Source organism: Streptomyces sp., from assembly GCF_035563135.1.
Lineage (GTDB): Bacteria > Actinomycetota > Actinomycetes > Streptomycetales > Streptomycetaceae > Streptomyces.
Genome location: NZ_DATMVN010000396.1, coordinates 1 through 12739, shown reverse-complemented (window position 1 = coordinate 12739; position 12739 = coordinate 1). Strand labels below are relative to the sequence as shown.

Annotated in this window: 14 protein-coding genes; 10 read left to right on the top strand and 4 right to left on the bottom strand. The window is 71.2% G+C overall.

Annotation, left to right across the window (positions count from 1 at the left end; genetic code table 11):
- Positions 1–101: 101 nt before the first annotated feature.
- Positions 102–830, top strand: coding sequence for a uridine kinase (locus VN520_RS17230; protein WP_325747813.1), 729 nt, complete (start codon positions 102–104; stop codon positions 828–830).
- Between the two features lie 155 nt (positions 831–985).
- Here VN520_RS17230 and VN520_RS17225 read toward each other — a convergent pair whose 3' ends face one another.
- On the bottom strand, positions 986–1732 hold the full coding sequence (locus VN520_RS17225) for a SigE family RNA polymerase sigma factor (protein ID WP_325747812.1): 747 nt from the start codon (positions 1730–1732) through the stop codon (positions 986–988).
- Positions 1733–1913: 181 nt separating this feature from the next.
- Between VN520_RS17225 and afsQ1 the strand changes: the two genes are divergently transcribed.
- The 5 genes from afsQ1 to VN520_RS17200 all read left to right on the top strand — a co-directional run bounded on the left by afsQ1 (position 1914) and on the right by VN520_RS17200 (position 5917).
- Positions 1914–2591 (top strand): two-component system response regulator AfsQ1, encoded by a 678-nt coding sequence (gene afsQ1 / locus VN520_RS17220; RefSeq protein ID WP_015578482.1) that lies wholly within the window; start codon positions 1914–1916, stop codon positions 2589–2591.
- Positions 2588–4120 (top strand): HAMP domain-containing sensor histidine kinase, encoded by a 1533-nt coding sequence (locus VN520_RS17215; protein WP_325747811.1) that lies wholly within the window; start codon positions 2588–2590, stop codon positions 4118–4120. The genes afsQ1 and VN520_RS17215 overlap by 4 nt, the downstream gene beginning before the upstream one ends.
- A complete protein-coding gene (locus VN520_RS17210; RefSeq protein WP_325747810.1) occupies positions 4120–4770 on the top strand; it encodes a hypothetical protein in 651 nt (216 codons plus the stop codon). Before VN520_RS17215 ends, VN520_RS17210 begins: the two co-directional genes overlap by 1 nt.
- A gap of 266 nt (positions 4771–5036) precedes the next feature.
- Positions 5037–5621, top strand: a complete 585-nt coding sequence (locus VN520_RS17205) for a VanZ family protein (RefSeq protein WP_325747809.1) — start codon at positions 5037–5039, stop codon at positions 5619–5621.
- Between the two features lie 92 nt (positions 5622–5713).
- On the top strand, positions 5714–5917 hold the full coding sequence (locus VN520_RS17200; protein ID WP_325747808.1) for a PspC domain-containing protein: 204 nt from the start codon (positions 5714–5716) through the stop codon (positions 5915–5917).
- A 75-nt stretch (positions 5918–5992) separates the two neighbouring features.
- On the opposite strand, the gene VN520_RS17195 is transcribed toward VN520_RS17200, so the two are convergent.
- Together VN520_RS17195 and VN520_RS17190 are read right to left on the bottom strand one after the other, a co-directional pair.
- Positions 5993–6280, bottom strand: coding sequence for a hypothetical protein (locus tag VN520_RS17195; protein WP_325747807.1), 288 nt, complete (start codon positions 6278–6280; stop codon positions 5993–5995).
- Between the two features lie 134 nt (positions 6281–6414).
- Complete coding sequence (locus VN520_RS17190) at positions 6415–7569, bottom strand: adenosine deaminase (protein ID WP_325747806.1); 1155 nt, start codon at positions 7567–7569, stop codon at positions 6415–6417.
- Between the two features lie 103 nt (positions 7570–7672).
- Here VN520_RS17190 and VN520_RS17185 point away from each other — a divergent pair, with 103 nt between their 5' ends.
- Positions 7673–8431 (top strand): alpha/beta hydrolase, encoded by a 759-nt coding sequence (locus tag VN520_RS17185; RefSeq protein WP_325747805.1) that lies wholly within the window; start codon positions 7673–7675, stop codon positions 8429–8431.
- A gap of 13 nt (positions 8432–8444) precedes the next feature.
- On the opposite strand, the gene VN520_RS17180 is transcribed toward VN520_RS17185, so the two are convergent.
- Positions 8445–9398, bottom strand: coding sequence for a LysR family transcriptional regulator (locus VN520_RS17180; protein WP_325747804.1), 954 nt, complete (start codon positions 9396–9398; stop codon positions 8445–8447).
- A gap of 62 nt (positions 9399–9460) precedes the next feature.
- On the opposite strand from VN520_RS17180, the gene VN520_RS17175 reads away from it, so the two are divergent.
- The 3 genes from VN520_RS17175 (at position 9461) to VN520_RS17165 (ending at position 12662) form a co-directional block, all read left to right on the top strand.
- Positions 9461–10768, top strand: a complete 1308-nt coding sequence (locus VN520_RS17175; RefSeq protein ID WP_325747803.1) for an MFS transporter — start codon at positions 9461–9463, stop codon at positions 10766–10768.
- A 90-nt stretch (positions 10769–10858) separates the two neighbouring features.
- Positions 10859–11575 (top strand): L,D-transpeptidase, encoded by a 717-nt coding sequence (locus VN520_RS17170; RefSeq protein ID WP_325747802.1) that lies wholly within the window; start codon positions 10859–10861, stop codon positions 11573–11575.
- Between the two features lie 70 nt (positions 11576–11645).
- Complete coding sequence (locus VN520_RS17165; RefSeq protein WP_325747801.1) at positions 11646–12662, top strand: sigma-70 family RNA polymerase sigma factor; 1017 nt, start codon at positions 11646–11648, stop codon at positions 12660–12662.
- Positions 12663–12739 lie beyond the last annotated feature (77 nt).

The following is a 12739-nucleotide window of genomic DNA, read 5'->3' as shown; positions in this document are numbered from 1 at the left end:
AACGCGGCGCCGGGGCTTGGTCAGTGCATGACGTGCCATGTTTTTCCCACCTGATCGGGCGTTTCGGTAGTCGTCCGTGCGCGCAGAGTAGTTGAGGTGTGATGCTCGGTACCAACAGGACTCCCCGGGGATCCCCTGCGCGGGTCAATGCCTCACACTTCTGTTCTGTGAGTTCCCAACCGATCCCCACGCGTGTCGTGCTGCTCGCCGGTCCGTCCGGCTCCGGCAAGTCCTCCCTCGCGGCCCGTAGCGGTCTCCCGGTGCTGCGCCTGGACGACTTCTACAAGGAGGGGAACGATCCGACACTGCCGCGGGTCACCGGCAGCTCGGACATCGACTGGGACTCGGCCCTGTCCTGGGATGCGGACGGCGCGGTCGCCGCCATAGCACAGCTGTGCAGCACGGGGCGGACGTCCGTTCCCCTGTACGACCTGGCCACGAGCGCGCGGACGGGCCGCGAGACGCTCGACATCGAGCGCACGCCTCTGTTCATCGCCGAGGGCATCTTCGCGGCGGACATCGTGGAGCGCTGCCAGGAGCTGGGCCTGCTCGCGGACGCGCTGTGCCTGCGCGGCCGGCCGTCGACGACGTTCCGCCGGCGGCTGGTGCGGGACCTGAGGGAGGGGCGGAAGTCGGTGCCGTTCCTGCTGCGTCGCGGGTGGCGGCTGATGCGGTCCGAGCGGCGCATCGTGGCCCGCCAGACGGCACTGGGCGCGTACCCCTGCGCCAAGCAGGAGGCCCTGGGCCGGCTGGCCGCGGCGGCGGCGGGGCGCTGCCGGACCCCGCGGAGCCGGGTGCCGGACCGGCCGGAGCCGGTGAACCCGGCCTGATCCGGACGGGAGGCCCGCGCGGGGCCCGGGAACGCGGAAAGCGCGGCGGGGCCGGACAGGCCCCCCGGCCCGTCCGGCCCCGCTGCGTCTCCCCCGTACCGCCGCCTCCCCCGAAGCCGCGGCCTCTCCCCCGTTTCCCCGTGCCCCCGTGGACCTCAGGCCACCAGCTCGCCGAAGGACTCCTCCTCGTCACGGCCGAAGCTGAGGACCTCGTCCTCGCGCAGCCGGCGGAGCGACCGCCAGATGCTCGACTTCACCGTGCCGACACTGATGTCGAGGATGGACGCGATCTCCGGGTCCGTACGGCCCTCGTAGTAGCGGAGCACCAGCATCGTGCGCTGGAGTTCCGGCAGTCGCGCGAGCGCCTGCCAGAGCACCGCCCGCAGTTCCGTGCCCCGCATCGCGTCCGTGTCGCCCGCCGTCTCCGGCAGCTCCTCGGTCGGGTATTCGTTGAGCTTGCGCCTGCGCCATGCGCTGATGTGCAGATTGGTCATGGTGCGGCGGAGATATCCGCCGACGGCCGCCTTGTCACTGATCCTGTCCCACGCCCGGTACGTCGAGAAGAGGGCGCTCTGCAGCAGGTCCTCGGCCTCGAACCGGTCGCCGGTCAGGTGATAGGCGGTTGCGTACAGGGAGGCGCGGCGCTCCTGGACGTAGGCGGTGAACGCCGTTTCGGCGTCCTCCGCCCGGTCCAGGGGCTTCCGCTCCCCCGAGACCTCCCCGTACGCGCTTCCCCCGTTCTCCCCCGTGGGCACGTCAACCATCGTCAGGTACGACGAGTGCTGACGTCCGGCGCCACGAACGCACCCCCGTGCTCCGGCGCCGGACTTCTCCTGACTCCGCCCGACATCGTGAAGGCGCGTGACTACTGCGCTTGAGGTGGTGCTGTGCAGTGCGTTCATCTGGCGCCCCCCATCGGTGGAGTCCGGTCGTTCCGTGTGCCAACGAGCTTGCCGGGGCAGTTTCATGGCCCTGTCCCCCGACTGTCACAGAGCTGTCACAGGGCCTGCCGGAGGCCGGACCGGCCGGTCAAGTCGGGGGGATTGTCGAAACGTGGCACCACCATGGGCCAGAATGACCTCTGTGCCTTTCCTGTTGCTGATCGAGGACGACGACGCCATCCGCACAGCCCTCGAACTCTCCCTGTCGCGCCAGGGCCACCGTGTGGCCACTGCGGCGACGGGAGAGGACGGCCTGGAGCTGCTCCGGGAGCAGCGGCCCGACCTGGTTGTGCTGGATGTGATGCTGCCCGGGATCGACGGTTTCGAGGTCTGCCGGAGGATCCGGCGTACCGACCAGCTGCCGATCATTCTGCTGACCGCGCGCAGCGACGACATCGACGTCGTGGTGGGACTGGAGTCCGGCGCGGACGACTATGTGGTGAAACCCGTCCAGGGCCGGGTGCTCGACGCCCGTATCCGCGCGGTCCTGCGCCGCGGGGAGAGGGAGTCCACCGACTCGGCGACCTTCGGGAGCGTCGTCATCGACCGTTCGGCGATGACCGTCACGAAGAACGGGGAGGACCTGCAGCTCACGCCGACCGAGCTGCGGCTCCTGCTCGAACTGAGCCGCCGGCCCGGACAGGCCCTGTCCCGGCAGCAGTTGCTGCGTCTGGTGTGGGAGCACGACTACCTCGGTGACTCGCGGCTGGTGGACGCCTGTGTGCAGCGGCTGCGGGCGAAGGTGGAGGACGTGCCGTCCTCACCGACCCTGATCCGTACCGTGCGCGGCGTGGGATACCGGCTGGACTCGCCTCAGTGAGCGATTCCGCGAAACGCTCCATAGTCGCGGGTCTTCGCTGGACCAGTCTGCGGCTGCGGCTTCTGATCGTGTTCGCGCTGGTGGCCCTCACGGCGGCGGTGTCCGCTTCGGGCATCGCGTACTGGCTGAACCGTGAGGCCGTCCTGACGCGTACGCAGGACGCGGCGCTCGGCGACTTCCGCCGCCAGATGCAGAACCGGGCGGCGGCGCTGCCGCTGGAGCCCACCGGGGACGATCTGCGGGACGCCGCCGAGCAGATGGCGAGCAGCGGCCCGGGCTACCACGTGCTGCTGATCGGCACCCGTGACGGAAAGCCCGTCACCGGGACCTCCGACCTCGACTCCTTCACCAAGGCCGACGTGCCCGCCTCACTGCAGAAGCAGGTGAACAAGAAGCAGCCGCTGACGTCGGCCAACACCTTTGAGTACCACCTGTTCTGGCAGCGGACGACCCTGGGCGGCACCCCTTACCTGGTGGCGGGGACGAAGATCATCGGCGGTGGGCCGGCCGGTTACATGCTGAAGTCGCTCGACCAGGAGCGCGAGGACCTCAACTCGCTGGCCTGGTCCCTGGGGATCGCCACCGCGCTGGCCCTGGTCGGCTCGGCCCTCCTCGCCCAGGCCGCGGCGACGACCGTGCTGCGGCCGGTGCAACGGCTCGGTGACGCGGCCCGCAAGCTCGGCGAGGGCAAGCTCGACACGCGTCTCGTGGTCTCCGGCACCGATGAACTCGCGGACCTCTCCCACACGTTCAACAAGGCCGCGAGCTCGCTGGAGAAGAAGGTCGCGGACATGAGCGCGCGGGAGGAGTCGAGCCGCAGATTCGTCGCCGACATGTCGCACGAGCTGCGCACCCCGTTGACCGCGATCACGGCGGTCGCCGAGGTGCTGGAGGACGAGGCGGACAGCCTGGACCCGATGATCGCTCCGGCCGTGCACCTGGTGGTGAGCGAGACCCGGCGGCTGAACGACCTGGTGGAGAACCTCATGGAGGTCACCCGCTTCGACGCCGGTACGGCCCGTCTCGTCCTGGACACGGTGGACGTCGCCGACCAGGTGACCGCCTGCATCGACGCCCGTGCCTGGCTGGACGCGGTCCACCTGGACGCGGAACGCGGCATCATGGTGCGGCTGGATCCGCGCCGGCTCGACGTGATCCTGGCGAATCTGATCGGCAACGCCCTCAAGCACGGTGGCTCACCCGTGCGGGTGTCCGTGCGGACCGACGAGGACGATCTGGTCATCGAGGTGCGCGACCACGGCCCGGGCATCCCCGAGGAGGTGCTGCCCCATGTGTTCGACCGCTTCTACAAGGCGAGTGCCTCCCGCCCGCGTTCCGAGGGCAGTGGCCTCGGACTGTCCATCGCGGTGGAGAACGCGCACATCCACGGTGGCGGCATCACGGCCTCGAACCTGCCGGACGGCGAGGGCGCGGTGTTCGTGCTGCGTCTCCCCCGGGACGCGGAGAACCTGACCGGCACCCCGGGGAACGACGACCCTGACCGGAACGAGAGGGGTGACGCGAAGTGATGCGCGGCGAGCGGGCGTACGGCGCATCACGCGGGGGGCTGCCGGAGCGGCGGCCCCGCCGGGCCGCCGCCGCGCTGGCCGCCGTCGCGGCCTGTGCGGCGCTGGCCGCGGGCTGCGGCATCCGCAGCACCTCGGTACCGGTCGACGCCGGGGCGGCGCCGTCCCGGATGCCGTGCCGGACCGCGTCGGCGCAGGCGACGGCACCGCCGCCGGGGAGTGTCTCCGTGCGGATCCATCTGCTCTGCGCCTCGCAGCTGGTGACGGTGGAGCGCACGGTCGAGATCGACGAGTCGCGGTCCGGCCCCCTCCTGATCGCGCAGGCGCTCCTCGGCGAGCTTCAGCGGGAGCCGGACTCCGGCGAGCGGCGTGCCGGGTTCTCCACCGGTGTGCCGGCGGGTCTGCGGGTCACCGACGCCCACAAGGGGGACCCGGAGGGCACGCTGCGCCTCAGCGAGCAGCCGGACGACCTGCCCGAGGAGGCGCTCGCCCAGGTGGTGTGTTCGTACGCGGACAGCGAGTCGCTCGGTTCCGGAGGGCCGGTGCTGCTCGGCGGGCCGGGGAACTACGCCCCCCGGGGTTATCTGTGCACGTCGGAGACGAAGAGCCGGCCCGGCGAGGTACCCACGCTGGGAGCGGTCGAGCTGTCCTGAGGCCGCGGGGCCGCGGGGCTGCGGGGTCACCGGTCCACGGGCCCACGGGCCCACGGGTCCACAGGTGCACGGCTCTCCAGGGCGGCGTACCACCGCCGGCGTCGAAACCCGCTCCGGGCTCGTCGCAGGACCTCGGACCCGCCCCCCTGCGCCCGCGCCGCTCGTGGCCGCTCGCGCTGCTCGTGGCCGCCCGTGCCGCCCGTGCCGCTCGTCACAGAGCCTTGCCGGAACCGGGCGGAACCGATCCTGCCGGTCGTGGCGTCTTCGTGCACGTGCGTCACAGTCCGGACGGCCCGGCCGTCATCCGCTTCCGCGCGGCGGGGGTACTCCTCCTCCTCGTGCATCTTCTGTTCGTCGGCTGGCTGACGCTGCGCCCGCTGGACGTGCCCTGGGTGACAGCCGCGAACTTCCAGCCGCTCGCCGGCATCAGGGCGGATCTGGCCCTGGGCCCGGCCGAGGCGGTACGCCGTATCGGCGAGGGCCTGCTGCTGCTCGCGCCGCTGGGCATACTGCTGCCGATGGCCGGCGGCAGGCTGCTGGTCTCCCCGTGGGCTTCACTGGCCCGTACGGTCACGGCCGGGGCACTGATCTCGATGGCCATCGAACTGGCGCAGACGGGGGTGCCGGGCCAGGTCGTCGACGTCGACTCGCTGCTCCTCAACACCGCTGGTGTCGCGCTGGCGCATCTCCTGGTCGTGCCTCTGTCCCGGTCACGACTGCGCCGGGGCAACCGGGCGGGGGCCGGTGACCTGTCCCGGATCGGCGACGGGGCCCGTTCGTCGCGCGGTGAGGCCTCTCATGCCTCTCAGGGGTCGACCCCGACGATTACCAGGGTCGGTATCGCCCCGTAGAGCGACGCTTTGTACCCCTTCGCGGAGCCACTATGGAGGTACCGGGAGCACGACGGAGCTGCTCCCCGAAACGGTTCGCGAAGGAGCCCACCATGGCCGCACTTGTCCGCCCCCGTGAGGGACGCATGATCGGTGGGGTGTGCGCAGCGCTGGCACGGCGCTTCGGCACCTCCGCAGGGACGATGCGCGTCATCTTCCTGGTGTCGTGCCTGCTCCCCGGCCCCCAGTTCCTGCTGTACCTGGCGCTGTGGATGCTGCTGCCGTCGGAGAAGAGCCCGGCCGCGGCGGCCTGGTGACCGTCGGGACCACGGGGAGAGAACTGTGGGGCGCACACCCTGTCCGGGTGTGCGCCCCACAGGTGTGTCCGGTGATCAGCCGACGAGCGGCAGGGTGCCGGTGGGCAGCCCGCCGAGCAGGTTGGTGTCGGGGGCCGAGAGGTCACTGCCGCTGCCGGGCTGCCGCTGTTCGATGATTCCGCCGGCCGCCTCCTGCACGGCGGGCAGCGCGTCCGTGACGGAGTCGAGGGCGATACCGGAGGGCAGGGAGCCTGCCACCGCGTCGACGGGCACGGCGACGGCGGAGGCACCGCCCGCACCGGCGACGACGAAAGCGGCGCCGAGAGCGGCGGCACCGAGGGTCCTGAAGGCTGGCTTCTTCATGTGGAATTCATCCTTGGGGAAGGGGATGTGAGCAGCTCCGCAACGTAATCAGCCCCACTCCCCTCCCGCAAACAGGCCGGGACAGGGAAAACGACCGGGACCGTATGCTCCCGGCCGCTTCCCTTTTGTTCCACTCAGCCCGCGACGGATGAAGAACCGCTGGTCACAGCCGTCTGCCGGAAAAGCCACTCGGATTTCAGCTCCGCGTACCCCGGCTTCACGACATCGTTGATCATCGCCAGACGTTCATCGAAAGGAATGAACGCCGATTTCATCGCATTGACCGTGAACCACTGCATGTCGTCGAGCGTGTATCCGAAGGTCTCGGTCAGCAGCTCGAATTCCCGGCTCATGCTCGTCCCGCTCATCAGCCGGTTGTCCGTGTTCACGGTGGCGCGGAAATGCAGTTTCCGCAGCAGGCCGATGGGGTGGTCGGCGTACGAGTCCGCGGCTCCGGTCTGGAGGTTGGAGGTCGGGCAGAGCTCCAGGGGGATCCGCTTGTCACGCACGTAGGAGGCGAGGCGCCCCAGCGTCACGCCGCCGTCCTCGGCGATCTCGATGTCGTCGATGATGCGGACACCGTGGCCGAGCCGGTCCGCGCCGCACCACTGCAGGGCCTGCCAGATCGACGGCAGGCCGAAGGCCTCTCCCGCGTGGATGGTGAAGTGGTTGTTCTCCCGCTTGAGGTATTCGAAGGCGTCCAGGTGGCGGGTGGGGGGGTAGCCCGCCTCGGCACCCGCGATGTCGAAGCCCACGACACCCAGATCGCGGTACCGGTTGGCGAGTTCGGCGATCTCCAGCGCGCGGGCGGCGTGCCGCATCGCGGTGAGGAGGGCGCCGACGCGGATGCGGTGGCCGTTCACGCGGGCCCGGCGCTCACCCTCACGGAAACCCTCGTTGACCGCCTCGACGACCTCTTCGAGTGACAGACCCGCGGTGAGGTGCTGCTCGGGCGCATACCGCACCTCGGCGTAGACGACACCGTCCTCGGCGAGGTCCTCGGCACACTCCGCCGCCACCCGGAACAGCGCGTCGCGGGTCTGCATGACGGCGCAGGTGTGGGCGAACGTCTCCAGGTAGCGCTCCAGCGAACCGGAGTCGGCCGCCTCGCGGAACCAGAGGCCGAGCTTGTCGGGCTCGGTCTCGGGCAAGGCGTCGTATCCCTGCGCGAGCGCCAGTTCGACGATCGTGCCGGGGCGCAGGCCGCCGTCGAGATGGTCGTGGAGCAGCACTTTGGGCGCGCGGCGGATCTGGTCGGGACCGGGGACGTTCAGGGTCTGGCTCGTCATTCGGGCACTCTAACGCCTACGCGCGTAGAGTGCTGGGTGTCGATGCGTAACAGTGACCGCGAAGCCAGCTGGAATACACCTGTCCTTCTGACACTGTTCTGTCATGGCACAGCGCGCACTTCCCCTGCCTGCCGCCAGGCTGGGACGGGCCGTCCTCACGGCCGGAGCAGCACCCGAGGTCAGCGGCGTCGTCCTGCTGCTCCCGGACGGCGAGACCGACTCCAGACGCCGTCCCTCCGCCTTCTCGTACGCGGCACAGCTGCCGCTCGCCCGGGCCCTGGCCCGCACCGGCCGGACGGACGGGCTCGCGGTGCACGTCGTGCGCTACCGGACCCGGGGCTGGAACGCCGGCGCGGACCCGGCGGCCGACGCCCACTGGGCGGCCGACGAGGTCGTACGCCGCTACGGCGACGTCCCCGTCTGCCTCGTCGGGCACGGCATGGGCGGCCGGGCGGCCCTGCGCGGCGCCGGGCACACCGCCGTCAACTCCGTGCTGGCGATGGCGCCCTGGCTTCCGGAAGGCACGGAGCCGGAACCCGAGCCGGTGAAACACCTGGCGGGGCGCCGGGTCCTGATCGTGCACGGCACGAACGACGAGCGGACGGATCCGGAGCTCTCCTACCGGCTGGCCGAGCGCGCCAAGAAGGCCAACCGGGACACCTGCCGCTTCGAGGTGCACTCGGACGGGCACGCGCTGCGTCAGCACCGCTCCGAAGTGATGGCACTGGCCTCGGACTTCATACGAGGTTCACTCCTCGCCCGCGCGTACGCGCGCCCCGTCACCGACGCGTTCGCCGCTCCCCCGCCGCTGGGGCTGCGGATGCCCCTGGCAGCGGGGTTCGGGCGGTCGCTGAGGTACTGAGAGGGCCCGCCCCTCAGTCCGGCAGCAGGCTCCCCCGGCGCGACAGCAGGAAGCGTTTGAAGGCGGCCACCGGCGGCGTGTCGGGGTGGCCGTCCAGCCAGGCGACCCCGATCTCGCGGGCCGCGCGCGGCGCCGTCACCGTCAGCTCGACCACACCGGGCCGGGCGACGGCGGGCGGTGGCAGCAGCGCCACCCCGAGCCCGGCCGCGACCAGGCCGCGCAGCGTCTCCGCCTCCTCGCCCTCGAACGCGACCCGTGGGGTGAAGCCCGCTTCGGCACAGAGGTCGTCCGTGATCCGCCGCAGTCCGTAACCGGGTTCGAGCGTGACGAACGTTTCGTCGGCGGCCTCGGCGAGGCGGATGCGCCGGCGGCCCGCCAGCCGGTGGTCGTCGGGGACGACCAGGCGCAGCCGCTGCTCGTCCAGGCGCATGGCGACGAGGTCCGGGGCGTCGGGGACGGGCGAGGTGAGGCAGAGGTCGAGGCCGCCCGCCCGGAGGCGTTCGATCATCGCTTCGCCGTAGTTCTGGACGAGCTGGAAGCGGACCCGGGGGTGGTCGGCGCGGAAGGCGCGGATCAGCGCGGGCACGGTCTCGGAGCCCATGGTGTGCAGGAAGCCGAAGGCGACCTTGCCCGCCGTGGGGTCGGCGTCCGCGCGTACCGAGTCGGCCGCCTTCTCCACCTCCGCCAGCGCGCGTTCGGCGGAGGTGAGGAACGTACGGCCGGCGGGGGTCAGCGAGACCGTGCGGCCCCGGCGGGCGAAGAGGGCGACCCCCAGGTCCTGTTCCAGCCTCACCATGGCCCGGGACAGCGTCGACTGCGGGACGCCGAGCTCGTGCGCGGCGCGGGTGACGTGCTCGTGGCGGGCCACCGCCTCGAAGTACGCGAGGCGAGGCGCGAGTACGGCCCGGATGTCTTCTTCGTAACTGCTCGGTGACAGCCGCCGCTGTGAGCTGTACTGATGCGCCATGGGAACGATTATGAGGGTTTCATGCATTGGACGCATGAAACCGCGCGCTCTACGTTCGCTGTATGCCTCCTGCCAGTACCGGGGCGTCCACCGTCGTGCTGGACGCCGCCGTTCCGTCATCCCCCGCCGCCGTCCCCCCGCCCGCCCCGGACCGCCTCACGCCCGGCGGCCCCGGCTACCGCCGGATGAGCTTCGCGCTCTTCGCGGCGGGGATCGCGACCTTCGCCCTCCTCTACTCCACCCAGGCCCTGCTGCCCGCCGTCTCCGCGTCCTTCGGCGCGACGGCCGGCCGGGCGAGCTGGACGGTCTCGGCGGCGACCGGGGCGCTGGCCCTGTGCGTCCTGCCGCTGAGCGCCCTCTCCGAGCGTTTCGGGCGGCGGCAGATGATGACGGCCTCCCTCGCGGTCGCCGTGGTGATAGGCCTGCTCGTCCCCTTCGCCCCGTCGCTCGGCTGGCTGATCGCGCTGCGCGCGGTCCAGGGCGCGGCGCTGGCCGGACTGCCCGCCTCCGCGATGGCCTACCTCGCCGAGGAGGTACGGCCCAAGGCGCTGGTGGCCGCGATCGGACTGTTCGTGGCGGGCAACAGCATCGGCGGCATGAGCGGCCGCATCCTCTCCGGCTGGGTCGCCCAGCTGTGGGGCTGGCGGGTGGCGCTCGGCGCGATCGGGCTGCTCGCCGTGGCCTGCGCGGTGGTCTTCCACTTCCTGATCCCCAGGGCCCGGCACTTCAGCCCCGCCTCGCTCAACCCGAAGGCCCTGGCGAGGACCGTCGGCCATCACCTCTCCGACCCGCTGCTGCGCCGCCTGTACGCGATCGGCGCCCTGTTCATGACGGTGTTCGGCGCGGTCTACACGGTGATCGGCTACCGGCTCGTCGAGGAGCCCTTCAGCCTGCCGCAGGGCGTCATCGGCTCGGTCTTCCTGGTCTACCTCGTCGGCACGCTCTCCTCCGCCGCCGCCGGCCGGCTGGTCGCCCGGCTGGGCCGCCGGGGCGCGCTCTACCTCGCCGTCTCCACGACGGCCGCGGGCCTGCTGCTTTCCCTGGCCGGCCAGCTGGCCGCCGTCCTGGCCGGCCTCGTCCTGATCACGGCGGGCTTCTTCGCCGGGCACGCGGTCGCCTCGTCATCGGTGAGCCGCACGGCGACCTCGGGACGCGCCCAGGCCTCGGCGCTCTACCAGTCCGCGTACTACCTGGGTTCCAGCGCGGGCGGCACGCTCGGGGCCGTCGCCTTCCACGCCGGGGGCTGGCCCGGCACCGTCGTCCTGGGTGTCCTGGCTGTCCTCGGTGTCCTGTCGATCACCCTGTCCGGGACCCGGGCGGCGCGGAAGGACCGGCTCCGCGCCGCGTCCCCGGCGCCTGTGCACAACTGAGACCTGCCGCCGCACAACCGCAGCTCCCCGGCGCACGTCCAACAAGCGGAGTCACACACCACGGGCGATCGCGAAGGGGAGCAGGCGTACATGGGAATCATGGGGAAGATACGCGGCGCGGGGGTGCGGCGCGGGGCCGTCCTGTCCGTAGCGGGCCTGGTGGCCGCGCCGGCACTGGTCCTGGGCACCGGGACGGCCGCTCAGGCGGCGTCCTGCACGGCCTCGAAGGGGCCGTACCAGAAGCAGGTCGAGAAGTGGCTGAAGCGGACGGCCGACGGGAAGCAGTCGGCGGCCGACTGCAAGGCGATCCGCTCGTTCCAGGTGGCGAAGGGCGTCACCCCGGCCATCGGGTACGCGGGGCCGGTCACCTGGCGCACGATGAAGACGATCACCGCCCAGAAGGCGGCGGGGAAGAATCCCAACGCCGCGAAGAAGTGCCCCACGAACAAGGGGCGCATCGCGTGTGTGGACCTGACCAGGCAGCTGAGCTGGATCCAGGACGGCGCCAAGCTGAAGTTCGGCCCGGTACCGGTGCGCACGGGCCGCAACGGTGACGAGACCCGGACCGGCGCCAGGAAGATCTACTGGCGCAACATCAACCACTGGTCGACGCTCTACGACGTCCGCATGCCGTACGCCCAGTTCTTCGACGGCGGGCAGGCGTTCCACTCGGTCACCAAGTCCATGTACAACAACCCGGGCTCGGGGGGCTGCGTCAACATGCGCCCGGCGGACGCGAAGTCATACTGGAATCTGTTGAGGAACGGCGACGACGTCTTCGTCTACGGACGCAAGCCCGGCACCTGAGCTGGGGTTTCCACGCTTCCCGCCCCTGTTGTCAGTGCCCTGCGGTAGCTTCCACAGTGCTGAGCGAGCGGTGTCACAGCGCAACAGGGGTGGAGCGATGAGTGATCTGACAGCGACGGCGGACATCGACAGCCGTCTGGAGGGACACCGGGTCGAGCTGACCGGTTACTGCTACCGGATGCTCGGCTCGGCCTTCGAGGCGGAGGACGCCGTCCAGGACACGCTGGTGCGCGCCTGGCGCAACTTCGACAAGTTCGAAGGCCGTTCCTCGTTGCGTTCCTGGCTGTACCGCATCGCGACGAACGTCTGCCTGGACATGCTGAACGCGGGCAACAAACGGGCCAGGCCGGTGGATCTGACCGGCCCGACGCCGCTGGCCCAGGCCGCGCTGAACCCCCGCCCGGAGAACACCTGGCTGGAGCCGATGCCGGACGGGCGCGTCCTGCCCTCGGTGGCCGACCCGGCGGAGGCCGCCGTGGCGCGTGAGTCGGTGCGCCTCGCCTTCGTCGCCGCGCTCCAGCACCTGCCGCCCAAGCAGCGCGCGGTGCTGATCCTGCGCGAGGTCCTGGCGTGGAGGGCGAGCGAGGTCGCCGAGCTGCTCGACACCTCGGTCGCCTCGGTCAACAGCGCCCTGCAACGGGCCCGCGCGACCATTGCGGAGACGGAGGGCAAGGTCCCGGACACCGCGAATCCGCTGGACGACGAGCAGCGCAAGCTGCTGGACCGCTATGTGGCGGCCTTCGAGGGGTACGACATGGCGGCGCTGACGGCGCTGCTCCACGAGGACGCCGTGATGACCATGCCGCCGTTCGATCTCTGGCTGCGGGGACACGACGACATCACAGGCTTCATGCTCAGCATCGGGGCGGCCTGCGCGGGTTCCCGGCTGGTGGCGACCGAGGCCAACGGCACCCCGGCCTTCGCGCACTACAAGCCGAATCCGGACGGTCCGGGGTTCGTGCCGTGGGCGGTGCAGGTCATCGACATCTCGGACGGGGCCATCACCGGGATGCACTGCTTCCTGGACACCCCTCGCTGGTTCCCGCTGTTCGGGCTCCCCGACCATCTGGACGACGTCGCGTCATGAGGAGGGGACGACCCGTGGTGATCGGCTGGACCCTCCTGGTGGCGGCCGGCTGGGCGGCGGCGCTGTGGCTGGGCGAG